We start from the raw sequence: 25,911 nt of genomic DNA, 5'->3' as shown, positions 1-25,911 counted from the left end.
CGTGACCGCGACCACGGAACGGCCGGGGCGGCCGACCGCACGGATCGAGGACCCCGCACTGCTCACCGGCCGGGGCCGCTTCCTCGACGATCTCGACCCGCTGCCGGGCACCCTGACCGCCGCGGTCGTCCGGAGCCCGCATCCGCACGCCCGCATCCGCGGCGTACGGCTCGAACGGGCGCGGCGGCACCCCGGCGTCGCCGCCGTGATCGGTCCCGATGAGGTCGCCGCGACACTGCGGCCGTTCCCGCTCTCTCTCAAGACGCCCATGCCGTACTACCCGACGGGCACCGACAAGGTCCGGTTCGTCGGTGAACCGGTCGCCGTGGTGGTGGCGGCGGACCGCTACCTCGCGGAGGACGCCGCCGAACTCGTCGAGATCGACTACGAGCCGCTGCCCCCGGTGGTCGACGCCGAGCAGGCCCTCCTGCCCGACGCCCCACGGCTGCACGAGGGCGCCGACAGCAATGTGGCGACCGACCGGACCTTCGAGTTCGGCGATGTGGACGGCCACTTCGCCACCGCCCACCACGTGGTGAAGGGCAAGTACACCTTCCCGCGGTACTCCTCCACCCCGATGGAGTGCTACGCGGTCGTCGCCCACTGGCAGGACGAGGCCGACGGACCGGGCGTTCAGGCGTGGGCCAACTTCCACGGGCCGTTCTCCATGGTCCCGGTCCTGGCCGGGGCGCTGGGCGTACCCGCCTCCCGCGTCCGGCTGATGATCCCCGCCGACAACGGCGGCAGCTTCGGCATCAAGGCCGGCATCTACCCCTACGTGGCCCTGATGGCGCTGGCCAGCAAGCACGCCGGCCGCCCGGTGCGCTGGACCGAGGACCGCATCGAGCACCTGCTCGCCAGCTCCGCCGGATCCGACCGTGTGATGTGGTTCGAGGCCGCGGTCTCCGCCGACGGCGAGGTGCGGGCACTCCGCGCGGATCTGGTGGACAACGTCGGCGCGTATCTCCGCCCGCCGGAGCCCAGCACGCTGTACCGCTGCTTCGGCAACATCACCGGCGCGTACACGATCGACGCCGTGCGGATCCGCTCCCGCGCGGTCGTGACCAACAAGACCCCCACCGGACTCAACCGTGGATTCGGCGGCCAGCAGTTGTACTTCGGCCTGGAACGGCTGATGGACAAGATCGCCGGGGTCTGCGGCCTGGACCCGGTCGAGCTGCGGCAGCGCAACCTCGTGGGCAGTGACGACTTCCCGTACACCACTCCGACCGGCGGCGTCTACGACTCGGGCGACTATCGGCGCGCCCTGGACATGCTGCTGAAGAACGCCGACTACCAGGCACTCCGGGAGGAGCAGCGCGCGGCGCGGGAGCGCGGTGAGTACTACGGCATCGGCGTCGCCACCATCGTCGACCCGTCGGCGACCAACATCGGCTATGTCAGCCTGGCCACCCCGGCCGAACAGCGCACGGCGGGGCGCGGCAAGTCCGGCTCCACCGAGCACGTACGCGTCAGCGTCGACCTCAATGGCATCGTGTCCGTCCTGCTGGGCACTGTGCCGCAGGGGCAGGGCCACGCCACGGTCGCCCAGGCCGTGATCGCCGAACAGCTCGGGCTGCCGCTGGACCAGGTCCGTCCGGTGGTCGAGATGGACACCGCCACCACCCCCTGGACGGTGACCTCCGGCAGCTATTCGTCGAGGTTCGCCCCCTTGCTGACCAGCGCGCTGGTCGAAGCCGGCGAAAGGCTGGCCGAGACGGTCAAGGTCGCCGGTGCCACCTTGCTGGACGTCCCGGCGGACCGGGTGGAACTCGCCGACGGCAGGGTCCGGGTCCGGGACCAGCTCGAGCGGTCGGTGCTGTTCCGGCACGCGGCCGGGCTGGTCCACTGGGACCCCGGAGCGCTGCCCGAGGGCACCACCGCGCGGCTGTACGAGGAGGCCGCCTTCACACCCCCTCAGTCGAAGGCCGCCAGCCGAGGCGACCAGATCAACTCGAGCCTGTGCTACGGATTCGTCGCCGAGCTCGCCACCGTACGCATCGACGCCGAGACCCGGCAGCTCCGGCTCGAGAAGGTGGTGACCGTCCACGACCCGGGCACCATCCTCAACCCCACGCTCCTCGAAGGCCAGATCCACGGCGCGCTCGCACACGCCATAGGCGGTGCGATGTTCGAGGAGATGCGCTACACCGACGCCGGGCAACCGACGGCCACGTTCATGGACTACTTGTGTCCCACGACGGCCGAGACACGGTACGCGCTCCACAGCGACCACCTCGAGACCCCCTCACCCCTCACCCGCCTCGGCGCGAAGGGCTGCGGCGAGGGCAGCAGCATGAGCCTCCCCGCCGCGATCGCGGGCGCCGTCGCCGACGCGCTCGCCCCGGCGGGCGTGGACATCACCACCCTGCCCCTGCACGGAAACGTACTCAACGAGCTGCTCAACGGCAGTGACAGCGAAAGGGATCTGTGACATGGCACTGACCGGAGGCCGGATCGGGCTGGACCACGGCCACGACGGACGTGTCGCCTACCTGACCCTCGATCACGGCACGTACAACATCGTCACCATGGAGACCCGCCAGGCGATGGCCGACCGCTTCGCCGAGATCGACGCGGACGAGAGCATCCAGGTCGTGGTCGTCCGGGGCGAGGGCGAGCACTTCACCTCGGGCGGCGACATCCCCGGCTTCATGGAGATGGAGCCCGTCGACTTCACCGATCTGGGCCAGAACATCACGGCTCCGTCCCGCAGCCCGAAGCCGGTCATCACCGCGGTCGACGGCTACTGCTTCGGCGTCGGCTTCGAGCTCGCGCTGTCCACCGACATCCGTATCGCCACCGAGCGCAGCGAGTTCGCCCTTCCGGAAATGCGCCTGGGCATGATCCCCGGCTCCGGCGGCACCCAGCGCCTCGCCCGGCTCATCGGTCTCTCCCGCGCCAAATACCACGTCATGACCGCGACCCGCATCACGGCGCGGCAGGCGGGGGACTGGGGTCTGGTGTCGGCCGTGCTGCCCGATCGCGCGGCGCTGGACGCGGAGGTCGAACGGGTGGTGAAGACCATGCTGGGCTACTCGCCGCTGGCCCTGCGCACCGCCAAGGAGGTGCTCGACAAGGGGATCGACGCACCGCTCTACTCGGGGATCGAGCTGGAGCGCAAGGCGTACGCGATGCTCCGGTCGAGCCACGACTTCGCCGAGGGCGTCGCCGCGTTCGGCGAGAAGCGGGCCCCGAAGTTCCAGGGCCGGTGATCTGATCCATGAAAGCCGCACCGTTCGCCTACGTCCGGCCCTCGCGCCTCTCCGACGCGATCGCCGAACTGGCGGAGACCCGCGGGGGCGGCAAGGTCATCGCGGGCGGGCAGTCGCTGACACCGGTGCTCGCCATGCGGCTCGCCCGCCCCGACACGCTGATCGACATCAACTCCATCGAGGAACTCGGCGCGCTGACCCGCTCCGGTCCCGCCCTGCACATCGGCGCGACCGTGACGCAGCGCCGGGTGGAGCGGGACCCGCTCGGCGCGAGCGTTCCCCTGCTGCGCCTGGCGCTGCCCTGGGTGGGCCACCGCGAACTGCGCAGCCGGGGGACGGTGTGCGGCAGCCTCGCCCACGCCGACCCGGCCGCCGAGCTGCCCGCCGTGGCCTGCTGCCTCGACGCGGAGCTGACGCTGACCGGACCCAACGGCGCCCGGCGCGTGTCCGCCCGGGAGTTCTTCCACGGCGCGATGACCACAGCGCTGACCCCCGACGAGATCCTCACCTCCGTACGGCTGCCCGTGGCCGCCGAGGGGGAGGGGTTCGGGTTCGCCGAAATCGCCCGTCGCCACGGCGACTTCGCGCTCGCGGGCGTCGCCGTGCGGGTGCGTCTGCGCGCGGGCCGCCCGGAGGCGACGATGACCGCCTTCGGCGTGTCCGACCGGCCGGTCACCCGCGATCTGTCCGAGCCGCTCGCCGCCGCGCTCACCGGCGGCGACGACGGCCTCGCGGACCGGCTCAGGGAGCGGCTCGCCGCCGTCGTCGAGGAGACCGTCGACACCGACGGCGACATCCACGCGTCCAGGGACTACCGGCGCCGGCTGCTGCTCGCCCTGACCGGCCGGGAACTGTCCAAGGCTTACGAGCGCGCCCGCGACGGCGCCGAGGAGGTGGCCACATGACCGTCGGCGAAGCCGGGTCCCGCGAGGCGGGACCCCGTACGCCGCGCCCGGTGAAGGCCGGTGCGGACGACCCGGTCGAGGTCCGGATGACCGTCAACGGGACGCCCACGGCGCTGAGCCTCCCGGCGCGGGTCACCCTGGCCGACGCGTTGCGTGACCACCTCGGCCTCACCGGTACGCATGTGGGCTGCGAGCACGGGGTCTGCGGTATGTGCACCGTGCTCGTCGACGGCGCGGCCGCCCGCGCCTGTCTGCTGTTCGCCGTGCAGCTGGACGGGACGGACATCGTCACCGTCGAGGGTCTGGGGCGGCCCGACTCCCTGCACCCGCTCCAGGAGTCGTTCGGCCGTCACCACGCCCTTCAGTGCGGCTTCTGCACGCCCGGCTTCCTGATGAGCTCCTACGACCTGCTGGTCAACAAGCCGGACGTCACCGAGGAGGAGCTGCCGGAGGAGCTGTCGGGCGTCATCTGCCGCTGCACCGGGTACCGGAACATCCTCACCGCGGTGGACGAGACCCGGCGCGCACACCCCGAGGGCATCCCCGGGCCGGGCAACCGCGTGCGTACGGCGCTGGTCGGCCGGGCCGGGCAGGGCGCGGACGCGTCCGGCGGTCCGGACGAGGCCGCGGACACGGCGTCGTCGGGCGTCCAGGACATCGTGCTGCCCAGCGGTGATCCCACCATCGCGGTGCGGATCACCACCGAGATCGACCTGTCCGAGGACCGGGTCTGGGGCGTTCTCGACGACATCTACCTGCTGGCGCGCTGCCTGCCGGGTGCGGAGCTCACCGACGACCACGGCGACGGACACTACGCGGGCAGGGCCCGGGTCTCCGTGGGCCCGATCAAACTGGCCTTCAACGGGGTGGCGCAGATCCTCGAACACGACCGCGCGGCCGGCCGGCTGCGGGCGATCGCACAGGGTCAGGACACCGGGGGAGCGCAGACACAGGCGGACATCACCCTGACCACCGAGGCCACGGAGACCGGCACCGCGATGCACGCCGACGCCAAGGTCTATCTCACCGGCCGCATCGCCCAGTTCGGCCGCGCTCTCGCCGGAGACGTCAGCCGCCGGATGTTCGAGCAGTTCGCCGACGCCGTCACCGAGGCGGCGACATCCGGGCAGGCGCCGTCCGGGCCGGTGAAGGCCCCCAGCGCCCTGAGCCTGGTGTTCGCGCCCCTGCTCGACCGGGTCAGGCGGCTGCTGCGCGGTGCCGGAAAGCGCGCCCGCCCCGAGCGCGGATCGTCCGACCCCGAGCACGGATCGTCCGACCCCGAGCGTGGATCGGCCGATCGTCGGCCGTGACGCACGAGCGTTGACAGCGTCTGATATCTCGCCTAGCTTCCAATATATTGATCGACCATCCTAAACATACGGTCCGTTGAGTATGGCGACGCGCCGTTCGCGAAGAGGTCCACGATGACCGGAACTTTCCACGCACGCATTCCCTACGAGTCGCTGGACCCGCTGACCATCGGCGTCATGGACGACGAGAGCAACGTCCGCCGCGAGGAGCTCGAACTCGCCATCCCCGAGCGGAACCTGCTCGCCGCGATCTATCCCGACGAACCCCCCGCGGTGAAGAACACCACCGACGAGGCGCGGCGCGCACTGGCCAATCCGGTGGCGGGGCCGAGTCTGGCGCAGTTGCTCGAAGGCGGCCGGAGCATCACGGTCATCATCGACAACCAGTTCCGGCCCACCCCCGCCTCGAAGATCCTTCCGGCGGTGCTCGACGAGATCGAGCGGGCCGGTACGACCAGGGCGACCGTTATCACCGGCAACGGCAAGGTCATATCCATGTCGCGGCGCGACATCGAGCAGAAGGTGGGCCGGGACAACCTCGCGCGCATGGCCCGGCTGGGTATCCCGCTGCTCCAGAACGACCCCCTCAACTACGACGCCTACACCCACCTCGGCATCACCTCGCGGGGTACGCCCGCCTGGGTGCATGAGTCCGTGACCAGCCACGACGTGGTGATCGCGATCGGACAGGCACAGGCCAATCACTGGGGTTACGGCGGAGGCGGCAAGCTGGTCATGCCGGGGGTGTGCGCCGACATCACCATCGAGGCCAACCACGGCAACTTCGTGATGTCGCCCCAGACGCATTACGGGGCCCTGGCCGGGCCGATGCGCTCGGACATCGACGAGATCGCCACGATGGCCGGTCTCACCGCGACCCTGGACGTCCTGCTCGACACCCGCGGCAAGGTGATCGAGATGAACTTCGGGGCACATCCGGTGTCGCACCGCAGGACCATCGAGCGGTTCAACGAGATCTACGCCTTCGACAGCCCGGTGGCCGAGAGCGGTCCGGCCGACATCGTCATCTGCGGGGTGTTCGCACCCACCGACCATCTGTTCTTCCACACCGGCTGGGGCTGTATGTCCGCCGACCACGTGGTGCGCGACGGCGGCACCGTCATCTACACCAGTCCCTCGCCCGGTGTGCGCACCGAGACGGGCTTCTTCCCCGGCCTGGCCCTGATGGACCTGATGAAGCCCTACATGCCACCCTCCGAGGCCGGTTACCACCGGCTGCTGGGGGACATCCACGCCCGTGAGATCCAGATGTGGGCGGGCTGCATCTGGGCCCCGATCTACGAGGTGATGGTGCGCAAACACCTGACCCTGGTCACCCTCGAAGAGAACCTCGCCATGGCGGAGGACATCGGCATCGACGCCACCACCTCGCTGGACGCGGCGTTCGCCGCGGCGATGGAGCGCCACGGCCCCGACGCCAAGGTGGCGATCCTGCCCTTCGCCCGGTACCAGTTGCCCCGGGAGCTGGTCCGGCTGGACGCCCAGCCGCTGCGTTTCCCGCAAGAGGCTCTCCGGCAAGAGGCTTTCCCGCACGAGGCGCCGAGGTGAATCCGGACGGGCCACCCCGGCCACCCGTCCGGGGCTCGACCACGATCACGGAACTGATCAGGAGGCATCCCGACGGCTCCGCGATGCGGTTGCTGTCCGCGATAGGCGTGGGCTGTGTCTACTGCGGTGGAGCCCCACGGGAGCCCATCACCCTGGCCGCCCGCCGCCATGGCCGTGATCCGGGGGCATTTCTGCGGGTGTGTCAGGCGCTCGACGACGGGTGGCCACCGGACGAGTTGATCGACGCCGCGAAGGCGAAGAAACCCAAGGAGGGCTGACCGTGCACACCACCACTCCGCTGGAGGCCCTGACCGCGCGCATCGGCGCCGTCGGCAGTGCCATCGTGGCCTTCTCGGGCGGCGTCGACTCGTCACTGGTGGCGGCGGTGGCGGCGCGGGCGCTCGGGTCACGGACGCTGGCCGTGACGGCCGTGTCGTCCGCGCTCGCCACCGGTGAGCTCGAGGGCGCGCGCGCCGTGGCCGCCTCGGTCGGCATCGCCCATGAAGTCGTCGACACCGCCGAGCTGGCCCGGGAGGGCTACCGCCGCAACGACCGTTTCCGTTGCTACCACTGCAAGTCCGAGCTCTACGACCGGCTGGACGAACTCGCCGCGCGGCGCGGCTACGCGGCGGTGCTGTCCGGCGCGAACGCCGACGACATCGGCGACTGGCGCCCGGGACTGCGCGCCGCGGCCGAACACGGCGTACGCCACCCCCTGCTGGAGGCCGGTCTGGGCAAGGAAGCCGTACGGGCGCTGGCCCGCGCCCTGGCCGTGCCCTCCGCCGAGAAGCCCGCCTCCCCGTGTCTGGCCTCCCGCCTTCCGTACGGCACGGCCGTCAGCGCTCCGGTACTCGCGCAGGTCGACCGGGCGGAGCTGGCGCTGAAGCGGCTCGGCTACAAGGTTCTGCGGGTGCGGCACCACGGCCCGCTCGGCAGGGTCCAGCTGGCCGCCGAGGAACTCGTCCGGGTGGGCGATCCCGGGGAGCGCGCCGCGGTGGTGGCGGCCGTGCGGGCCGCCGGCTACGACCAGGTGGACATCGATGAACAGCCCTTCCGCTCCGGCTCGTTGAACCTGCCGATCACCCCGGTGGAGCGGGGCCGGTGAGCGGGGCGGTCGGAGTCGGCGGCTACGCCCGGCTGGATGTGGACCGCAGGACGCGCACGGGCGTCCCCGAGGTGGTCTTCGGCGCGGGCAAGCCGCCTGAGCAGACGCTGCGGCTCCTGGCCGAGCTGCGGGCGCACGACCGCACCGGCCCGGCCCTGGCGACCCGCTGCCCGGAAGCGGTTCTCGACGCCGCGGCCGAGGCGTTTCCGGGCGAGGTGGTGAGCGTCGACCGGACGGCCGCGACGGTCACCGTGGGAGAGCCGCCACCACCGGCGGGGCACGCCCTGGTCCTGACCGCGGGCACGACCGACCTGCCGGTGGCCCGTGAATGCCTGGCCACGCTGACGGCCCTGGGAGTGGGCGCCGAGGTGATGGCGGACGTCGGAGTGGCCGGACTGCACAGGCTGCTGGCGAAGCTGGACGAGGTGCGCGCGGCGGACTGTCTCGTCGTCGTGGCCGGAATGGACGGAGCCCTGCCCAGCGTGGTCGCCGGCCTGGTCGCGGCCCCGGTCGTCGGCGTGCCCACCAGCGTCGGATACGGAGTGGCCACCGGGGGCGTCGCCGCCGCCATGACCATGCTGTCGTCCTGTAGCCCCGGGCTGGCCGTGGTCAACATCGACAATGGCTTCGGCGCCGCCGTGCATGTCGCGAAGATCCTCGAAGTGGCGTGCCGTGGCTGAGCGAGCCTGCTGGATCGACGCCACGTCCGGACTGGCAGGCGACATGCTGATGGCCGCTCTCCTCGACGCGGGCGCGGACCAGGAGCGGGTCGCCGCCGCGGTGGCGTCACTCGGCCTCGGCGTCGCCGTACGCGTCGAACCCGGCCGGCGCGGCGGATTCCGCTGTCTGCGCGCCCAGGTCGGCGTCCCTGCGGGACCTCCGGCGCACCGCCACCTGGACGACGTCCTGGCGCTGGTCGAGTCGGCGGAGCTGGACGCGGACGCCAGGAGCTATGCCAGGCGGGTGTTCGAGGTTCTCGCCCACGCCGAAGGCGGCGTGCACGGAATCGACCCCACGGCGGTGCATTTCCACGAGGTGGGGGCGCTGGACGCGCTGGCCGACGTCGTGGGCTGCGCGGCGGCGCTGGACGACCTCGGGCTGCTCACCGGAAACCCCGTGGTGACGACCTCGCCACTGGCGGCCGGAAGTGGCACCGTGCGCGCCGAACACGGCCGGCTGCCGGTGCCCACCCCGGCGGTGCTGGGCATCGCCGCGCGAGCGGGCCTGCCGCTGACCCAGGGAGATCTGGAGGGGGAGCGCACGACCCCCACCGGGGCGGCCCTGGTCGCCGCGCTCGCCCGGCCCGGGGCGTTCCCCGCCATGACGGTGCGCGGCGTCGGCATCGGCGGCGGCTCCCGGGACCCCGCCGACCGCCCCAACATCACCCGCGTCGTCGTGGGCACCGTCCAGGAGACCGTGCGCAGGCCGTCCGGCGAGGTGCTCGTGGTCGAAGCCACGATCGACGACCTGGACCCGCAGCTGTGGCCGTCGGTGCTCACCGCCGTCCGGGCCGCGGGCGCCTGGGACTGCTGGACGAGCCCCATCACCGCCCGGCACGGCCGGCCCGGACAGGTCCTCACCGCCCTGTGCGACGAAGGCGTGCGGGAGGCGATCGTCGACACGGTGTTCCGCCACACCACCACGGTGGGCGTGCGCTGGTCGTCCTGGCAACGGGCCACCCTGCCCCGCCGGTCGGTGACCGTGACCATCGGGCCCGAGGGGCGCCGGCAGCACATCGGCGTCAAGGTGTCCGAGATCGGAGACGGGAGCCGTACGGTCAAACCGGAGCACTCCGACGTGGAATCCGCCGCCCGGGCCCTGGATCTGCCACTGCGGGTGGTGGTGGATCAGCTGATGACCGAGTTCCGGCGCCGCGGCGGGTGAAGCCGGTCCGGAGTCAGTGGCGCTGGATCAGCGGGACGTCCTTGATGAACACGATCCCGTCGCTTCCGGCCAAGTGGGCCGGGTCGAGCGGGGAGTAGCCGAACCAGGGGGACACCCGGGGTGCGGGCCGTGTGTCACCGAGGGCGGTGGCCAGCCGCGGGGCGTCGATGACGCAGCGGTCCTCCGGGAGCGCGTACAGGAGCCCTTCGACGGTGTCCGGTGGCGGAGTGTCCACTCCCTGGTGGCGGACCGTGCCGAGGGCCGTGGCCACGAAGGCGTACCCCTCGCCGAGCCGGGCACTCACCAGAGCGCCGGCGCTCCACCACTTCACCGCCCCCTGCCACATCTGCATCGTGCTCTCCTCCCGCTGGAGATGGGAGTTGTGGGCGTGGACGAGTGCCGGGCCCCGAGCGGCGATGGCGAGGAGGTTGTCGGCCATCATCTGATCCCGCACGCCCACCAGCCGGGTCATGCGGGCCGGTGAGGTGTCGGCCAGATCCGCACCCATCAGGTCCGTGCGCCCGGTCGTGCCGTAGGAGGAAGCCTTCGTCTCCAGCGCCCTCACCGGACTTGAGCCCTATCCCACGTACTACAACCGGATGGCGCCCATCAACGCCGCCGGGCCGGTGCCCGTGGCCGCCCTCGCCTTCCGCCGCGCCCTGCGGGTCTTCGGCTTCGCCCGCCGCCACGCCCGCACCATCATGCGCATCGGCGGCGTCATGCTGATCGTCGTCGGTATCCTGCAAGTCACCGGAGCCTGGACGTACTTCATTGGCCAACTGCGCTACTGGGTTGCGGGCTACCAACTGCCCCTGGGAAGCCACGGAACGGCGCGGGCAGCGGGGGGACGTCAGAGAGCGGCGTTCCCGGCAGTTGTTGCCCCGGCGCAGCTAGGTGCTAGGTGGCGGCCCTTTCCAGGCGACCAGGGGGGCGCCGAACGCGATAAGGGTGGCAGCGACGGTGAGCGCTGTCCTACCTGCGGTCCTTGAGCATCCTCCGCATCTTGGTGATCTCGGCGGTCTGTGTGGTGACGATGTCACCGGCGAGGGCCTTGGCGGGGCCGTAAACCCCCCGCTTCTGCTCCGTCTTGGCCATGTGGATCGCGCCCTGGTGGTGCTTGATCATCATGGTCAGAAACATGGTGTCGAACGTCTTTCCTGAGGCGCGCATCATCTCGCGCATCTGCTGGTTGCTCATCATGCCGGGCATGCTGGGCATCGCGGAGGGGCTCCCTTGGCCCATGCGGTGCGTATCCACCCCCCGAGGAACCCTTTCTCCCCAGGACTTCAACCAGCGGGACATGGTCTTGATCTCCGGGCGCTGCTCTTTCTTGATCTTCGCGGCGAGGGCTTTCACGTCCTGGGAGGAGGCGCGCCGCTCGGCCATGTCGGCCATCGCGATGGCCTGGAGGTGGTGCGTGATCATCTGCTGGGCGAAGGTGACATCTGCCTGGTTGTGTTTGCCTGTGGCCGCCGCTGTCGGGGCGGATGCGGATGTGACGCTGTGAGCCACATCAGCGGTGTCATTGTCGCCGCAGGCGCCCAGCACCAGCATGGCTGCCGTAGCTGTGGTGGCCAGGGCGGTTCGGCACGGGAGGAGGCGAATCACGGTCGGGAGTCTCCTGACGCGGGGTCATGGCGCACGTGGCAATCGGTGAGGCCGGGGCCGCGGAGAAGCGGGAGTGGCTTGGCGGAGGCGGGCCCTGAGTTCAGACAGATGGTGCGGGTGTAGCCCATGGTCGCGCGTCTCGTTCTGCCTGGGGTGACGAGACTCGCGGGTCGGCTGACGGGCACCCGGGTGGACCAGTCACCCCCGGGGCCAGGCTGGACGTCCGTTGCTCGACGTCCGTACTCGCCCCGCCCCAGCAGGGGAATGCCGCTCGTTGCGCTCGCCGTTCCGCCAGCGCTGTCGCGGGCCGGGCCGATGACAGTCACCTAAGCCGCGGGCTACCAGCTGCCCTTGTGAAGCCGTAACACAGGGCAGCCGGCGCGGATGTCCCCGGAATGCTCTCCCCCTCGATGGATAGTCGTCAGGTCGGCAGGTCGGAGCGATGACCCCGTGGGGAAGGTGAAGGCCGATGCACGCGATCCTGCACGCGCTGTCGATCGCCGGGTCGATGACCTGGGAAATCACCTGGGCGCTGATACTCGGCTTCGCACTGTCGGCCGTAGTACAGGCGGTGGTGCGCAAGTCCACGATCGGGCGGCTGCTCGGCGATGACCGGCCCCGTACGCTGGCACTCGCCGCCGGACTGGGGGCGGCATCCTCCTCCTGCTCGTACGCCGCCGTCGCGCTCGCCCGGTCTCTCTTCCGCAAGGGCGCGAACTTCACCGCGGCAATGGCGTTCGAGATCGCCTCGACCAACCTGGTGGTGGAGCTCGGCGTGATTCTGGCCCTGCTGATGGGCTGGCAGTTCACCGTTGCCGAATTCGCCGGCGGCCTGATCATGATCACCGTGCTGGCAGTGCTCTTCCGGATCTTCCTCCGCGAGCGACTGCTGCGCGAAGCGCGGCAACAGGCCGGGCGCGGGACGGCCGGGGCCATGGAAGGCCACGCGGCGATGGACATGTCGGTGCGGCGCCAGGGATCCTTCGCGCGGCGGCTGTTCTCACGCGACGGCTACACCTCGGTCGCGCACGTCTTCGTCATGGAGTGGGCCGCGATCCTGCGGGATCTGGTGCTCGGCCTGCTCATCGCCGGAGCCATCGCCGCCTGGGTGCCCGACTCCTTCTGGCGCGCCTTCTTCTTCGAGGGGCACCCGCTCGCCGTGAAGCTGTGGGGCCCGCTGATCGGGCCGCTCGTGGCCATCGCGTCGTTTGTGTGCTCCATCGGCAACGTGCCGCTGGCGGTGGTCCTGTGGAAGGGAGGCATCAGTTTCGGAGGGGTGGTCGCGTTCATCTTCGCCGACTTGCTGATCCTGCCGATCTTGAACATCTACCGGAAGTACTACGGCCCGCGGATAACCGTCTTCTTGCTGGTCACCTTCTACGCCGCCACGGTCATCGCCGGGTACATCGTGGAGTTCGCCTTCGGCGGGCTGGGCCTGATCCCCGACCAGGCCGACGCCAAGGTCCCCATGGAAGGCGTCTCCTGGAACTACACGACCTGGCTCAACATCGCTTTCCTGCTCCTGGCCGCAACCCTGGCCGTACGGTTCTTGCGCACCGGCGGGATTGCCATGCTCCGCATGATGGGCGGTGCACCGGAGGATGACCATGACGGCGAGGGTAAGCATGGTGGCCATGACACCGGCCCGCACCGGCGTTGACGTTCCAGGCACACCTTCCTTTCACAGAACCGCGTGGGCGGGATCCGCGGAGCACTCGGCCGGACGCGTGGTGGGAGCTGTTCCGGCAGGAGGTTCCGGTGATCCCGTGCGACCGCAGGGATCCGAGGGCGGCCCCCTGCTGCACAGATTCGGGGCTTTGGTTCATGACTCCCTGAATTCAGGCTTCTGTGTATCTTGAGGGGCATGCTGACCGTTGCCCCCGACATCGAGGTGCTGGTCCGCTTCGGCCGCGCGCTCGCCGATCCGATCCGTTGCCGGCTGCTGCTCGCGCTGCGCGAGGGCCCGGCCCACCCATCCGACCTCGCCGAGAAGCTCGGCATCTCCCGTACGCGGCTGTCCAATCATCTGGCCTGTCTGCGTGACTGCGGGTTGGTCGTCACCGTGCCGGTCGGACGCCGTATCCGGTACGAGTTGGCCGACGAACGGCTCGGGCATGCGCTGGACGACCTGCGGGCGGCCGTGGTGGCGGTCGCGGCCGATCGGAGTTGCCCGGACGCGGAGACGGAGGGCCGCTGCTGATGACCGCGATATCCCTCGGGCCATCTCCGGCTCGCCGCGACGCGCTCACCCGTCGCATTCGACTGCTGGTCACCGCGACGATCACCTACAACGTCATCGAGGCCATCGTCGCGATCAGCGCCGGGACGGTCGCCTCCTCCACCGCGCTGGTCGGTTTCGGCCTGGACTCGGTCATCGAGGTCTCCTCCGCCGCCGCGGTCGCCTGGCAGTTCTCCGCCCACGACCACGCGGTGCGCGAGGCGCGCGAGAAGACCACGCTGCGGATCATCGCCGTCTCCTTCTTCGCCCTCGCCGTGTATGTGAGCCTCGACGCGGCCCGCTCGCTGGCCGGGACCGCGGAGGCCGACCGTTCGATTCCCGGCATCGTCCTCGCCGCCCTGTCGCTGGCGATCATGCCCTTCCTGTCAGCCGCCCAGCGCCGCGCCGGACACGAACTCGGTTCCGCCTCCGCGGTCGCCGACTCCAAGCAGACCCTGCTGTGCACCTACCTCTCCGCCGTACTCCTGCTCGGCCTCGTCGCCAACGCCACCCTCGGCTGGTCCTGGGCCGACCCCATCGCGGCCCTCGTCATCGCGGCGGTCGCGGTCAAGGAAGGCCGGGACGCCTGGCGCGGGGACGGGTGCTGCGCCGCTCCACCCGCCACCGCAGGCGTTCCCCTGCTCCAGACTGAGGGTGGCTGCGGATGCCGGCCGGGATGCGCCTGCTGCGGCCCGGTGCAGGAGACGGACCGGTGACCGGCTGGGTCGTGGCGGCACTTGCCCTATACACCGGGTGGGCCGGGGCCGCGTTCGGCATCCGGGCGGTTCTCCAGCGTCGTCGTACCGGTGACGCCGGGTTCCGGGGAATCTCCGGACGCCCGGGGACGGCCGCGTGGTGGGCGGGAGTGCTGTTCGTCCTGGCCCTGCTCGGCGGGGCTGCGGCCCCGCTCGGCACGCTGTCTGGCCTACCGGAGCTCCCCGGCATCCACGCAGCACTTGTCCGGTGGGCCGGGCTGGTCCTCACCCTGGCCGGTATCGCGGTCACATGGGTCGCCCAGACGAACATGGGCGCCTCCTGGTGGGTAGGCGTGGACGCGGCCGAGCGTACGGAGCTGGTAACCGACGGACTGTTCGCCCACGTGCGCAACCCGGTCTTCACCGCGATGACCATCACGGCGACCGGACTGGCCCTGATGGTGCCCAACCTGATCGCCGTGACGGCACTCGCGGCACTGGTTCTCGCGGTGCAACTACAGGTCCGTGTAGTGGAGGAGCCCTACCTCAGGGTCTCGCACGGCGCCGCCTACGCCGCCTACACCTCACGCGCCGGGCGTTTCCTGCCCGGCATCGGCCTCGGAGCCGCCGACAGGGCCTGACCCTGCTCCGGTGGCCGGTAGCCCGTCAGAGGAGGTCGACACCATTGTGCTGGCCACAGGCTACCGACCGGACCTCGGCTACCTCGCCCCTTGAGGGTTTTGGACCCACAGGGGCACCCCCGCCATCGCAACAGAATTGCCCACGTACATCCGGGCCTGGCGTTCGTGGGGCTGGACGGGGTCGGTCGCGACGCGGACCGCATGGCCCGGCACCTGGCCGCCTGTCTGGCCCGGCCCTGGCCCCGTGGCCATCGGCCGTGGACTCGCTTGGTTTGATGTATGTCAACATAGGCGCATGTCGAACGCGCAGGCGATGCCGCAGCTCGGTACGGAAGGCGGCCGGGCGGTGGCGCCGTGCTGTCCGCCGCTGACCGAGCGCCCTTTCACCGCCGAGGAGGCCGAGACGGCCGCGCGGATGTTCAAGGCGCTCGGTGACCCGGTCCGGGTGCGGTTGTTCTCCGCGGTCGCCTCGCATGCGGGTGGGGAGGCGTGCGTGTGCGACATCTCAGACGTCGGCGTCTCCCAGCCCACGGTCTCCCATCACCTGAGGAAGCTGATCGCGCTGCCGGCCGCTGCCTGACGGAAACCCGTTTCACAAGGGGGAGCGATGACGGGCAGAGCATCGAGCGTGCTGATCGTGCCGCTGGCGATGGAGCACGCCGAGCAGGTGCTGGCGATCTACCAGGCGGGCATCGACGAAGGCAACGCCACCTTCGAGACCACCGCGCCCGCCTGGGACACCTTCGACGCGGCCAAACTGCCCGACCACCGCTTCGCCGCCCTCGATGAACACGGGGCGGTGCTCGGCTGGGTCGCGGCCACCAAGGTCTCCGACCGGTGCGCATACGCCGGCGTGGTCGAACACTCTGTCTACGTTCACCCGGCAGCCCGTGGCCGGGGCGTCGCTTCCGCGCTGCTCAAGGCACTCATTGCCTCCACCGAGGCGGCAGGGATCTGGACCATCCAGTCCGGCATCTTCCCCGAGAACACCGCCAGCCTCGCCGTGCACCGGCGAGTCGGGTTCCGAGTCATCGGCACCCGTGAGCGCATCGGCCGCCACCATGGCACGTGGCGTGACGTGCTGCTCATCGAGCGGCGCAGCCCGGCCATTCTCTGATGCCGATCCGCGCATTCGGTGGCAAGGGGATGCACGGCTGTGGGGCGATGTGGTGTCGGTGGCTGGGTGGATGATGCCCGGATGAGCATCGACATCGACTGGGCTCGCGAGCAGTGCCCGCGTTTCCTGGAACTGACGGAGCTGTATCGGCCGCCCGATCCTCCGGGGACCACTATCTTGCGCAGCAGCCGTGCGAATCGCGGTCCGCAGGACGAGATCATCGCCAGTGCGCAGGTCGTGGAGCAGATTCTGGACCGCGTGCTGCCGCGATGGCGCACTGAAGTCCCCGACGAGAGCAACGAGCGTGTGAACCGCTGGTGCCAACATCGCGAGGCGGTTCAGCGGGCCGATGTCGTCCTCGTGCGTGACGCGGAGATCAGGGAACACCTCGGTGATGATGCGCCCCAGATCAGCGCCGCCACGATGCACCCGTGGGCGTGGGACGGGGCCCGCTCGCTGTGGCAGAGCGGCCACTTCCGCGAGGCGGTCACCGCGACTGCCAAGAAGGTCAACGCCGAGACCCAGAACAAGGTCCAACGCCGCGATGTGAGCGAGACCAACCTCTTCAAGAGCGTCTTCTCCCAGGACCCGCCCAAGCCTGGCCAGCCCCGGCTGCGGATCATGGCCAATGACGGCAGCGATACCTTCCGCAGCCTTCACCGCGGCGCCATGTCCTTCGCCGAGGGGTGTTACACGGGCATCCGCAATCCCAGCAGCCACGAGGACGGCCTGCCCGAGCTGCCGGAACACCAGGCGCTGGAGCAGTTGGCGGCCTTCAGCGTCCTGGTGCGCCTGTGATCAGGGTGTGGCAGGTGCGCTGAACTTCCGTCGCCAGGCAAGCGATACGTACACCAGCGCCACCAGCACCGGAACCTCGATGAGCGGACCGACAACCCCGGACAGGGCCTGGCCGGAGGTGACGCCGAAGGTGGCGATGGCGACCGCGATGGCCAGTTCGAAGTTGTTGCCCGCGGCGGTGAAGGCGAGGGTGGCGGTGCGGTCGTAGGCCAGGCCGATGGCCTTGCCGAGGGCGAAGGTGCCGAACCACATCAGAGCGAAGTACACCAGCAGCGGGAGGGCGATCCGGGCGACGTCCAGCGGCTGCGAGGTGATCGTCTTCCCCTGGAGGGCGAAGAGGATCACGATCGTGAACAGCAGCCCGCAGAGGGCGAACGGGCCGATCTTCGGCAGGAAGCCGATCTCGTACCGCTCGCGGCCGAGCTTGTTCTCCCCGATGCGGCGGGTGAGGAATCCGGCCAGCAGCGGGATGCCGAGGAAGATGACGACGTTCAGCGCGATCTTCCACATCGAGATGTCCAGGTGCTCGCCATCGCCCAGCCCGAGCCAGCCGGGCAGCAGGTCCAGGTAGAACCAGCCCAGCAGACCGAACGCGAGGACCTGGAAAACCGAATTCAGGGCCACCAGAACGGCGGCGGCTTCGCGGTCGCCGCAGGCCAGGTCGTTCCAGATGATGACCATGGCGATGCAGCGGGCCAGCCCCACGACGATCAGCCCGGTGCGGTACTCGGGCAGGTCCGCCAGGAAAATCCACGCGAGGACGAACATCACGGCCGGGCCGAGGACCCAGTTGATGACCAGCGAGGAGACCATCAGCTTGCGGTCGCCGGTGACGGCGTCGAGCTTGTCGTAGCGGACCTTGGCCAGCACCGGATACATCATGACCAGCAGGCCGACGGCGATCGGCAGGGAGATACCGCCGATCTCGACCTTGGACAGTGCGTCGTTCAGGCCGGGGATCGCCCGGCCCAGACCCAGCCCCAGGGCCATAGCGGCCAGGATCCACACGGCCAGGAAACGGTCGAGGGCGGAGAGCTTGCCGACGACACCGGCCGCGGTGCCCTCCGCGGGTCGGTTGGCGGTCTCTTCGGTGGTGCTCACGGGCAGGCCCTCTTGATGTCGGCGGCGGCGGTGGCGCGGGCAGTCTCGGCCAGCTCGGTGAACTGCCCGGCCACAGTGGCGAGGACATCAGCCTGGAGCCGGTAGTAGGTGAACCGCCCGCACGGCTCCGTCTCCACCAGCCCGGCCTCGCGCAGCACCCGCAGATGGTTGGAGAGGTTGGTCTGCTTGGCGCCGGTCTCCTCCACCAGGTGTGTGGTGCACAGCGTCTCGCGGGCGAGCAGGGTCACGATCTTCATCCTGATCGGGTCGGCCAGCACCCGGATCAGATCAGTGTCGACTGACGTCAGCATGGGCTGATACTTTCACATCAGTCGAGGCTGATACCAGCCCCGGCGCCTGACCGCCACCAGGACGTATCCGCCACCTGCACCGTGCGGAGCCCCTTTGAGAGGGTTCTCATGACCGCATCACCACCTTCTGTCCTGCCCGACGAGCGCCTGGCGGCCGAGCGGCTGGACGCGCTCGCCCACGCCCAGGCCATTACGGACAAGGCGCTGCCGCGGGTGCTGTTCGTGTGCAGCCACAACGCCGGACGCTCCCAGATGGCCGCCGCCCTGCTGGGGCTCCGGGCGGGCGGACGCGTGACCGTTTCCTCCGCCGGAACCGATCCGGCCGCCGAGGTCGAACCGGAAGTGGCACAGGTGCTGCACGATGCCGGGCGTAGCGCTGGAAGACGCTTCCCCCAAGCCGCTGACCGACGAGGTGATCCAGGCCGCGGACATCGTGGTCACCATGGGCTGCGGCGACGCCTGCCCGGTCGTGCCCGGCCGCCGCTACCTGGACTGGCCCGTCGCCGACCCGGACGGGGCACGATCACCGCTGTCCGGGCCATCCGCGACGAGATCGACGCCCACATCACCGAGCTGCTCACCTCCCTCCCGGGCGCCTGAGCTTCCCCCGTCCGCATCACCCGCTTGAACCGACCCGCGAAGGATGAACCGATGTCCTCCACCCCTGCCGCGTCCGTACTGTTCGTCTGCGTCCACAACGCCGGACGCTCGCAGATGGCCGCCGGATTCCTCACCCACCTCGCGGGCGACCGCGTCGAGGTCCGCTCCGCCGGGTCTATCCCGGCCGAGCAGGTCAACCCGGCCGCCGTCGAGGCCATGCTGGAAGTCGGCATCGACATCTCCGGCCAGCAGCCGAAGATCCTGACCACCGAGGCCGTCCAGGCCTCCGATTACGTCATCACCATGGGCTGCGGCGACGCCTGCCCGATCTTTCCCGGCAAGAAGTACCTCGACTGGGCCCTGGAGGACCCCGCGGGCAAGGGCGTGGAGTCCGTCCGCCCCATCCGCGACGAGATCAAGACCCGCATCGAGGCGCTGATCGCCGAGATCGACACCAAGCCGGAGGTCTGAACGCCGTGCCCGACAGCACCGACGCACGCGAGGCCATCGTCATCGGCTCCGGACCCGCCGGATACACCGCCGCCCTCCACACCGCCCGCGCCAGCCTCAGGCCACTCGTCTTCGAAGGAGCGGTCACCGCAAGCCGCGCCCCGATGGCCGCCACCGAGGTCGAGAACTTCCCCGGCTTCGCCGACGGCGACGTCGTCGACCACCCCTACCGCCAAGCCATCACCGCCTCCGGCACCGGCTGTGCCGCGGCACTGGACGCCGAACGCTACCTCGCCGCCCTGGACCACCAGGACGCCACCTCCGCGCAACCGCGGGCGGTCGCGGTCGCCTGAACACCAAGCGAGCAAACGGATCCCGGGCGGTGTGGCCACGTGTGACGCGGCCACACCGCTCTCATGCACAGGGTCTTCCGCCGCAGTCCCTGCCTTGCCAGGCGGCGCGCCCTTCACTGGGGGCGATGACCAGGGCGGCCGATCGGGGTGGCCCAGGACTCGCTGAGGGTGGCGTTGACGGGCCAAGCCAACCAGGAGCACGGAGGACAGGAACGGCGCCACCGCGAGGGGCAGGGCGGCGAAGATGGCCGGGGACGGCACGTTCGGCCTCGTCGGCGCTGATCAAGGCACGGACAGCATCGCCCCTGACGGACGCGGCGGGCACGACCCCGAACGCGCCCTGCGCCGCGTCACCTTTTCGGACCAGACCCGCACTGATCGGCGGTCTCGGTAGACTGCTGCCGGTTGGGGCGGGCGGAGGTGTTCGTGCGGGAGAAGTTGCTCGCGGCCGTGCGGGCGCGGACCGCGCACGCCATCGAGACCGGTCATTCGCGGTGGGTGCTGGCGCCGGAAGCGTTGGAGGAGGCGGGTGCCCTGCTGGCCCGGCTGCTCGGGTCCGACGAGGATCCCGACCTGGAGGTGCTGCGGGCCGTCGGCGAGCTGTACTGGCTGCGGGTTCAGGCGCTGCCGGTCGATGAATGGGACGAGGATCTGCGCATGGCTGCGATCCTCTACCAGCCGGTGTACCAGGCCGATCCAGATGCGGTGCCGGAACAATTGCGCAGCTTGTACGCCGAACAGGCCCGTCGCCCCAAGGAGCGCAAACGCAAGGGTGGGCGGGTGGATCCGGCCGCCTGTACCGACCAGGGCGCGGAATTGTTCGACCGGTTCCTGCACAACGGTGACCTGGAGGCGTTGGAGAAGGCTGTTCACCTGTTCCGGACGGCGTTGTCCGCCGTTCCGGAGGACCATCCGATGTACGGGCCGTGCCTGTCGAACATGCATGCTGCGGCGTCCGCGCTGGCCGACGAGACCGGCGACGCGGACGTGCAGCAGGAGGCGGTGAGCGCGGGCCTGACCCTGCTCGAGGTCATAGACGAACGCGATCCCGAGTACCCCGAACACGCCAGCGAGGTCGGGCTTTCGCTGCGGTCCCTGTTCGAGCGCACCGGGGTCGTCGGCGTGCTGCGAAAGTCGGTGGAGCTGGCCCGGTCCGCGGTGGCCGCGACCCCAGGGGACGGAGCCATCCGAGCCGGTCGCCTGTCCAATCTAGGCGTCGTGCTCCAGATGCTGCACGAGTACACCGGGGATGCGCGGGCCATCGACGAGGCGATCACCGCCGGGCGGGATGCGGTCGCCGCGATGCCGGTCGGCGATCCCGACCGGGCCACCTGCCTGTCCAACCTGGGAAACACCCTGCGCGTCGCGTTCGAAGCGAGCGGCGACACCGCCATGTTGCGCGAGGCGGTCGCGGTTGGCCGGGCGGCGTTGGAGAGCACGCCGGAGGATGATCCCGGTCGGGCGGGGAGCATGTCGAGCCTCGGCGGCACGCTACAGTTGCTGTACGAGCACACCGGGGACCGCGCTGCGCTGGCGGAGGCGGTCGCCGTCGGGCGCGCCGCGTCGGCCTCCCTGCCCGCCGACCACCCTGCCCGGCAGGCTGTCCTGGCCAACCTCGGCGTGAGCCTGCGGGAGCTGTTCGAGGCCGCCGGGGACGCGAACCTGCTCCACGAAGCGGTCGTCGCCCACCGCCAGGTCGACGCCGCCACCCCCGACGGACATCCCAGCCAGGCCAGCCGCCTGACCAACCTCGGGAACACGCTGCGCGCGCTGTACGACCATTCCGGGGATCGGCAGGCATTGGACGATGCCGTTGCGGCCGGTCGTCGTGCCGTCGCGGCGATCCCCGACGGCCATCCCATGCGGGCCGCGAGCCTGTCCAGCCTCGGGAGTTCGCTGCTGGCCCAGTTCGACGAGACCGATGATCTGCGGACGCTGGGCGAGGCCGTTTCGGCCAACCGAAAGGCGCTCGCGGCAATTCCGGTCGACCATCCGTGGCACGCCCGATTCCAGTCCAACCTCGGGATCAGCCTGCACATGCTGTTCAAGCGGACCGGTGATCTCGACATTTTGCGCGAGGCCATTGCGGCCGGTCGGGCCGCGGTCACCGAGGTGCCTGACGGCCACCCGGAACTGGTCAGCTACGTGACCGGCCTGAGTGCCACCCTGCGCACCGCGTTCACCAAATCCGAAGACCAGCAAGCACTTTCGGATGCCCGGAATGCTCTGGCGGACATCGCGGCCACCGGCGTCGGCGCACGAGATGGCTTGGCGGAAGACGATCCAGTCCGTTCGATGATCCGGTCCGATCTCGAGCCGGCCGCCCAGGATCCTGCCGAGGAGACCGGCTCGAAACAGAATCCGGACCCGGAGGTGGAACTCGACGAGCGGCCTGCACAGGGTTCGACGAGGGATCACCGGCTCCGGCAGGTCCGCGGTCGGGTCGACCGGTTCACCACTACTCGTACGCCGGAGGTCGTGCTCGGCTCCGACGCGATCGGCGAGGTGGTGGACCTGCTCTGCTCGGTGCCCGATCCGGTCCAGGACATCGAGGTCGCGCAGACCGCGGGCTGGCTGTTCTGGTCACGGTTCGCCGCCCGCGGCACGGTGGACGGCGAACCGGAGCTGATGATCGCGCTGGACCTGCTCGCCCCGCTGTACCCGTTGGGCGCCGGCGCCGTTCCGGAGCTGATCGGCGAACTGTGGGACGACAAACCGCCGGCCAAGCCGGACGGGGCCGCGGTGCTGGCCAAGCTCGGCCGGGCGCAGTTCCGGGAAGCGCGGGACAACGACGACGACGCGGTCGCGCTGAACCGGTCCGTCGACCTGCTGCGGCGGGCCGTCGCCGTGGCCGGATCCGACCACCCCGACTACGCCCAATGCCTGACCAACCTGGGCAGCGCGCTGCTGACCCGGTTCGAACGCGTCAAACTCCCGGCCGACTTGTCCGAGTCGATCGAGTTCTGCCGGGCGGCGGTCGGGGTAAGCCGACCCGACGAGCCCGCCCGCGCCATCTACCTGTCCAACCTGGGCAACGCCCTGCTGACCCGGTTCGAGCACCTGGCGAGCGAGGCCGACCTGGACGCCGCCATCGAGGCCGGCCAGGCCGCGGTCACCGGCTGGCCCGATCACCCCGACCACGCCGCGATAGTGTCCAATCTCGACCTCGCGCTGCGGACCAGGGCCGCGTTCGGCGACCAGGCGGCCGGGCTGGATCGGAGGATCGAGGAAGCGCGCATCGGCTCGAGCGCACCCGATGGGCCGGACGCGGTCGAACTGAGCGAGCTGCTGCTGGCCCGGTTCGAACGCGCCGGGGATCCGGCGGATCTGGACGAGGCGATCCAGGTGCGCCGGGACGCGGTCGCCACGGCGGTCGACGATTCCGGACGGGCCGCGCACCTGTCCGGCCTCTGCGACCTGCTGCGGGTCTGGTTCGTCCACTTCGGACACGAATCGGACCTCACCGACGCGATAGCGCACGGTCGCGCCGCGGTGGCGGGGACCCCGGCCGGGGATCCCGAGCTCGACGGGCGGCAGGCCAACCTCGCCAACGCGCTGAGCCGGTGCTACAAGAACACCGGCGATCTCGACGACCTGACGGAGGCGGCTGCGCTCGGCCGAAGCGCGGTGGCCGCCACACCCGTCGGCGACTTCAACCGCCCCAATTACCTGGCGAGCCTTTGCGACACCCTCCGCACCCTGTTCGAGCGCACCGACCGGCTCGCGGACATCGACGAAGCAGTCGAGGCCGGGCGGGGCGCGCTCGACGCCGCACCGCGGCATTCCCCGAACCTTCCGGCGTTCCTCGGCAACCTCGGGGCCGCGCTGCTGGCCCGGTTCCGGCATACCGGCAGCCAGACCGACCTGGACGAGTCGGTCGATCTGCTGCGGCGGGCGGCGCTCGCCGCGCAGGCCGCGAGCCCGGACCGGGCGCTGATGCTGGCGAACCTGGGCGCCGCCCTACAGATCCGCTTCGATTCGGTGCACGACCCCGAGGACCTGGACGAGGCGATCGACGTCTGCCGGGAGGCCGTGCGCACCACCCCGCTCGAGCACTCCGGCCGGGCGGCACGCCTGTCCAACCTCGCCGGGGCGTTGCAGGCGCGGTTCGGGATCGGCGGCGAGGCGACAGATCTGCACGAGGCGGTGGAGGCCGGCCGGTCCGCGGTCGAGGCGCATCCACCCGGTCACCCGGCCCGGGTGGCGGCGTGGTCGAATTACGCCCTGGTGCTGCGCGGGTGGTACGAGCACAGCGGCCGGCCGGCGGACCTCGACGCGGCGGTGGCGGCCGCGCGCGCCGCGGTGGCCGAGGCGCCCGCCGATCACCCGGGCCGCCCCGCGTACCTGGCCAACCTGAGTGCGGCGCTGCGCGACCGGCACGCCCGGACCGGTGCCGATGCGGACCTCGACGGTGCGCTCACGGCGGCGCGGGAAGGGGCGTCGGCCGAGATGGGTCCGCCCCGGGTCCGCGCGGTGGCGGCGGCGCGGTGGGGAAGCCTGGCCGCGGCGGCCGGCCGGTGGGCGGAGGCCGTGGCCGGATACCAGGCGACGGTCGATCTCTTGGCCCGGACCATTCCGCGCCAACTCGCCCGCCGCGACCAGGAGTTCCTGCTCGACGGCACGCACGAGATCGGGTCGGAGGCCGCCGCGTGCTGCGTGCGGGCCGGGTCGGTCGCCCAGGCCGTTGAGCTGTTCGAGCAGGGCCGCGGCCTGCTGCTGAGCCAGGCGCTGGACGGCCGCACCGACCTCACCGCGCTGGCCGAGCGCCACCCGGAGCCGGCCAGCCGGTTCACCGCGCTGTGCGCGGAGCTCGACTCCCACGGTCCTGCGGACGATGTGGTGGCGCGACGTGCGACGGCCACGTCGTTCGATCGGCTCGTCGCGGACATCCGGAAGCTGCCCGGGTTCGACCGCTTCCTGCGCCCACCGGCCGTAGCTGACCTCGCGCCGGACGAGGGCCAGGTAGTGATCGTCAGTGTGTCCCGGTACGGCTCCTACGCACTGATCCTGCCCGCCGACGGCGAGGTCACGGCCGTGCCGCTGCCCACGCTCACGCCCGACGCCGTGCTGGCCGAGGTCGGCGACTTCCTCCGGGCGGTCGAGGACACCACCGCCAACTCGGCGCGGACCCGGGCCGCCGCCCAGGATCGGATGGCGCGCACGCTCGGCTGGCTGTGGGACACGGTCGCCGGTCCGGTACTCGACGCCGTGGGCATCACCGGGACGCCGCGCGGCGGCGAGTCCTGGCCCCGGCTGTGGTGGTGCCCGTCGGGCCTGCTGTCGTTCCTGCCACTGCACGCCGCGGGCCACCACGACACGGCGTCCGATGCCGTGCCGCGCACGGTGCTGGACCGGGTGGTGTGCTCCGTCACCCCGACGCTTCGGGCGTTCGCCCATTCCCGGCGCGCGGCTGATTCGCCCCCGCCTCGTGCCGGTCGGGCGGTCGTGGTGGCGATGCCGAAGACGCCGGGTGGATACGCCGATCTGTCGGGTGCCGAAGCCGAGACGGCGGTGCTGCGTCGGCACTTCCCCGGCGAGGTCGACGTGCGCACTGGCACGGCCGCCACCCATGACGCCGTGCTCGACGCGCTGACCGGGGCCCGGTGGGCACACTTCGCCTGCCACGGGCACAGCGACCTGGCCGATCCGTCGGCCGGGCGGCTGGTGCTGGCCGACCACCACAACCGGCCGCTCACCGTGGTGGACCTGGCCAGGCTCCGGATGGATGACGCCGAACTGGCGTTCCTGTCCGCGTGCTCCACCGCGCGTCCCAGCGGTTGGCTGGCCGACGAGGCGATCCACGTGGCCTCCGCCTTCCAACTCGCCGGCTACCGGCACGTGATCGGCACGCTGTGGCGGATCGGCGACTGGCAGGCGGTGGACGTCGCCGACCTGGTCTACTCGGCGATCGCCGACGGCGCGGGCGTTGCCGAGGCGGTCCACAGCGCGACCCGCCGAATGCGCGACCGATGGCCGGATGACCCATCGGCGTGGGCGTCGCACATCCACGTCGGCACGTAGCCGGAGGGTG

Annotated in this window: 22 protein-coding genes and 3 pseudogenes; 21 read left to right on the top strand and 4 right to left on the bottom strand. The window is 70.8% G+C overall.

Annotated features, from left to right (window positions below; genetic code table 11):
* The first annotated feature begins 1 nt into the window (after position 1).
* The 9 genes from ACT2CW_RS18860 (at position 2) to larC (ending at position 9,988) form a co-directional block, all read left to right on the top strand.
* Positions 2–2,434, top strand: a complete 2,433-nt coding sequence (locus ACT2CW_RS18860; RefSeq protein ID WP_445517463.1) for a xanthine dehydrogenase family protein molybdopterin-binding subunit — start codon at positions 2–4, stop codon at positions 2,432–2,434.
* 1 nt (position 2,435) lies between these two features.
* Entirely contained in the window at positions 2,436–3,215 is a 780-nt protein-coding gene (locus ACT2CW_RS18855) for an enoyl-CoA hydratase/isomerase family protein (RefSeq protein ID WP_445517462.1), read from the top strand.
* 8 nt (positions 3,216–3,223) lie between these two features.
* Positions 3,224–4,120, top strand: a complete 897-nt coding sequence (locus ACT2CW_RS18850) for an FAD binding domain-containing protein (protein WP_445517461.1) — start codon at positions 3,224–3,226, stop codon at positions 4,118–4,120.
* On the top strand, positions 4,117–5,430 hold the full coding sequence (locus tag ACT2CW_RS18845) for a 2Fe-2S iron-sulfur cluster-binding protein (RefSeq protein ID WP_445517460.1): 1,314 nt from the start codon (positions 4,117–4,119) through the stop codon (positions 5,428–5,430). Before ACT2CW_RS18850 ends, ACT2CW_RS18845 begins: the two co-directional genes overlap by 4 nt.
* A gap of 114 nt (positions 5,431–5,544) precedes the next feature.
* On the top strand, positions 5,545–6,999 hold the full coding sequence (locus tag ACT2CW_RS18840) for a lactate racemase domain-containing protein (RefSeq protein WP_445517459.1): 1,455 nt from the start codon (positions 5,545–5,547) through the stop codon (positions 6,997–6,999).
* An 83-nt stretch (positions 7,000–7,082) separates the two neighbouring features.
* Complete coding sequence (locus ACT2CW_RS18835; protein WP_445517458.1) at positions 7,083–7,277, top strand: hypothetical protein; 195 nt, start codon at positions 7,083–7,085, stop codon at positions 7,275–7,277.
* A 2-nt stretch (positions 7,278–7,279) separates the two neighbouring features.
* Positions 7,280–8,104, top strand: coding sequence for an ATP-dependent sacrificial sulfur transferase LarE (gene larE, locus ACT2CW_RS18830; RefSeq protein WP_445517457.1), 825 nt, complete (start codon positions 7,280–7,282; stop codon positions 8,102–8,104).
* Positions 8,101–8,784 carry a nickel pincer cofactor biosynthesis protein LarB gene (larB, locus tag ACT2CW_RS18825; RefSeq protein ID WP_445517456.1) on the top strand — a complete coding sequence of 228 codons (684 nt, stop codon included), beginning with the start codon at positions 8,101–8,103 and terminating at the stop codon, positions 8,782–8,784. The genes larE and larB overlap by 4 nt, the downstream gene beginning before the upstream one ends.
* Positions 8,777–9,988 (top strand): nickel pincer cofactor biosynthesis protein LarC, encoded by a 1,212-nt coding sequence (gene larC / locus ACT2CW_RS18820; RefSeq protein WP_445517455.1) that lies wholly within the window; start codon positions 8,777–8,779, stop codon positions 9,986–9,988. The genes larB and larC overlap by 8 nt, the downstream gene beginning before the upstream one ends.
* Before the next feature lie 13 nt (positions 9,989–10,001).
* Here the strand turns inward: larC and ACT2CW_RS18815 are convergent.
* Positions 10,002–10,484 (bottom strand): annotated as a pseudogene (locus ACT2CW_RS18815) (erythromycin esterase family protein); the annotation flags it as partial.
* Positions 10,485–10,587: 103 nt separating this feature from the next.
* On the opposite strand from ACT2CW_RS18815, the gene ACT2CW_RS18810 reads away from it, so the two are divergent.
* Positions 10,588–10,977 (top strand): hypothetical protein, encoded by a 390-nt coding sequence (locus ACT2CW_RS18810; RefSeq protein WP_445517454.1) that lies wholly within the window; start codon positions 10,588–10,590, stop codon positions 10,975–10,977.
* Here the strand turns inward: ACT2CW_RS18810 and ACT2CW_RS18805 are convergent.
* On the bottom strand, positions 10,961–11,542 hold the full coding sequence (locus ACT2CW_RS18805; protein ID WP_445517453.1) for a DUF305 domain-containing protein: 582 nt from the start codon (positions 11,540–11,542) through the stop codon (positions 10,961–10,963). The genes ACT2CW_RS18810 and ACT2CW_RS18805 overlap by 17 nt on opposite strands.
* 523 nt (positions 11,543–12,065) lie before the next feature.
* On the opposite strand from ACT2CW_RS18805, the gene ACT2CW_RS18800 reads away from it, so the two are divergent.
* The 7 genes and pseudogenes from ACT2CW_RS18800 (at position 12,066) to ACT2CW_RS18770 (ending at position 17,065) form a co-directional block, all read left to right on the top strand.
* Positions 12,066–13,256, top strand: a complete 1,191-nt coding sequence (locus tag ACT2CW_RS18800) for a permease (RefSeq protein ID WP_445517452.1) — start codon at positions 12,066–12,068, stop codon at positions 13,254–13,256.
* A 204-nt stretch (positions 13,257–13,460) separates the two neighbouring features.
* A complete protein-coding gene (locus tag ACT2CW_RS18795; RefSeq protein WP_445517451.1) occupies positions 13,461–13,796 on the top strand; it encodes an ArsR/SmtB family transcription factor in 336 nt (111 codons plus the stop codon).
* Entirely contained in the window at positions 13,796–14,530 is a 735-nt protein-coding gene (locus ACT2CW_RS18790) for a cation transporter (protein WP_445517450.1), read from the top strand. Before ACT2CW_RS18795 ends, ACT2CW_RS18790 begins: the two co-directional genes overlap by 1 nt.
* The gene (locus tag ACT2CW_RS18785; protein ID WP_445517449.1) at positions 14,527–15,150 is read left to right on the top strand and encodes a methyltransferase family protein; all 624 of its coding nucleotides are present in this window, start codon (positions 14,527–14,529) and stop codon (positions 15,148–15,150) included. Before ACT2CW_RS18790 ends, ACT2CW_RS18785 begins: the two co-directional genes overlap by 4 nt.
* Before the next feature lie 295 nt (positions 15,151–15,445).
* Positions 15,446–15,706 (top strand): annotated as a pseudogene (locus ACT2CW_RS18780) (ArsR/SmtB family transcription factor); the annotation flags it as partial.
* Positions 15,707–15,757: 51 nt separating this feature from the next.
* The gene (locus ACT2CW_RS18775) at positions 15,758–16,267 is read left to right on the top strand and encodes a GNAT family N-acetyltransferase (protein WP_445517448.1); all 510 of its coding nucleotides are present in this window, start codon (positions 15,758–15,760) and stop codon (positions 16,265–16,267) included.
* A gap of 81 nt (positions 16,268–16,348) precedes the next feature.
* Positions 16,349–17,065 (top strand): TIGR02391 family protein, encoded by a 717-nt coding sequence (locus ACT2CW_RS18770; RefSeq protein ID WP_445517447.1) that lies wholly within the window; start codon positions 16,349–16,351, stop codon positions 17,063–17,065.
* Here the strand turns inward: ACT2CW_RS18770 and arsB are convergent, their stop codons facing one another.
* Together arsB and ACT2CW_RS18760 are read right to left on the bottom strand one after the other, a co-directional pair.
* A complete protein-coding gene (gene arsB / locus ACT2CW_RS18765; RefSeq protein WP_445517734.1) occupies positions 17,066–18,172 on the bottom strand; it encodes an ACR3 family arsenite efflux transporter in 1,107 nt (368 codons plus the stop codon).
* Complete coding sequence (locus ACT2CW_RS18760; RefSeq protein ID WP_164422905.1) at positions 18,163–18,477, bottom strand: ArsR/SmtB family transcription factor; 315 nt, start codon at positions 18,475–18,477, stop codon at positions 18,163–18,165. Before ACT2CW_RS18760 ends, arsB begins: the two co-directional genes overlap by 10 nt.
* Before the next feature lie 108 nt (positions 18,478–18,585).
* On the opposite strand from ACT2CW_RS18760, the gene ACT2CW_RS18755 reads away from it, so the two are divergent.
* From ACT2CW_RS18755 to ACT2CW_RS18740, 4 genes and pseudogenes are all read left to right on the top strand, one after another.
* Complete coding sequence (locus ACT2CW_RS18755; RefSeq protein WP_445517446.1) at positions 18,586–19,077, top strand: arsenate-mycothiol transferase ArsC; 492 nt, start codon at positions 18,586–18,588, stop codon at positions 19,075–19,077.
* A gap of 51 nt (positions 19,078–19,128) precedes the next feature.
* Entirely contained in the window at positions 19,129–19,548 is a 420-nt protein-coding gene (locus ACT2CW_RS18750; RefSeq protein WP_164422907.1) for an arsenate reductase ArsC, read from the top strand.
* Positions 19,549–19,553: 5 nt separating this feature from the next.
* Positions 19,554–19,766, top strand: a pseudogene (locus ACT2CW_RS18745) (FAD-binding protein); the annotation flags it as partial.
* A 540-nt stretch (positions 19,767–20,306) separates the two neighbouring features.
* A complete protein-coding gene (locus ACT2CW_RS18740; protein WP_445517445.1) occupies positions 20,307–25,901 on the top strand; it encodes a CHAT domain-containing protein in 5,595 nt (1,864 codons plus the stop codon).
* The last annotated feature ends 10 nt before the right edge of the window (positions 25,902–25,911 follow it).

It is taken from the genome of Streptomyces sp. NEAU-174 (genome assembly GCF_052665095.1).
The sequence above is the reverse complement of the archived record's forward strand: the minus strand, read 5'-3'. Positions and strand labels throughout refer to the sequence as shown.

Coding starts and splice junctions, on each gene's coding strand:
- ACT2CW_RS18855 (WP_445517462.1), top strand. CDS start 2,436: ATGGCACTGACCGGAGGCCGGATCGGGCTGGACCACGGCCACGACGGA.
- ACT2CW_RS18850 (WP_445517461.1), top strand. CDS start 3,224: ATGAAAGCCGCACCGTTCGCCTACGTCCGGCCCTCGCGCCTCTCCGAC.
- ACT2CW_RS18845 (WP_445517460.1), top strand. CDS start 4,117: ATGACCGTCGGCGAAGCCGGGTCCCGCGAGGCGGGACCCCGTACGCCG.
- ACT2CW_RS18840 (WP_445517459.1), top strand. CDS start 5,545: ATGACCGGAACTTTCCACGCACGCATTCCCTACGAGTCGCTGGACCCG.
- ACT2CW_RS18835 (WP_445517458.1), top strand. CDS start 7,083: ATGCGGTTGCTGTCCGCGATAGGCGTGGGCTGTGTCTACTGCGGTGGA.
- ACT2CW_RS18810 (WP_445517454.1), top strand. CDS start 10,588: ATGGCGCCCATCAACGCCGCCGGGCCGGTGCCCGTGGCCGCCCTCGCC.
- ACT2CW_RS18805 (WP_445517453.1), bottom strand. CDS start 11,542: ATGCTGGTGCTGGGCGCCTGCGGCGACAATGACACCGCTGATGTGGCT.
- ACT2CW_RS18800 (WP_445517452.1), top strand. CDS start 12,066: ATGCACGCGATCCTGCACGCGCTGTCGATCGCCGGGTCGATGACCTGG.
- ACT2CW_RS18795 (WP_445517451.1), top strand. CDS start 13,461: ATGCTGACCGTTGCCCCCGACATCGAGGTGCTGGTCCGCTTCGGCCGC.
- ACT2CW_RS18790 (WP_445517450.1), top strand. CDS start 13,796: ATGACCGCGATATCCCTCGGGCCATCTCCGGCTCGCCGCGACGCGCTC.
- ACT2CW_RS18775 (WP_445517448.1), top strand. CDS start 15,758: ATGACGGGCAGAGCATCGAGCGTGCTGATCGTGCCGCTGGCGATGGAG.
- ACT2CW_RS18770 (WP_445517447.1), top strand. CDS start 16,349: ATGAGCATCGACATCGACTGGGCTCGCGAGCAGTGCCCGCGTTTCCTG.
- ACT2CW_RS18760 (WP_164422905.1), bottom strand. CDS start 18,477: ATGCTGACGTCAGTCGACACTGATCTGATCCGGGTGCTGGCCGACCCG.
- ACT2CW_RS18755 (WP_445517446.1), top strand. CDS start 18,586: ATGACCGCATCACCACCTTCTGTCCTGCCCGACGAGCGCCTGGCGGCC.
- ACT2CW_RS18750 (WP_164422907.1), top strand. CDS start 19,129: ATGTCCTCCACCCCTGCCGCGTCCGTACTGTTCGTCTGCGTCCACAAC.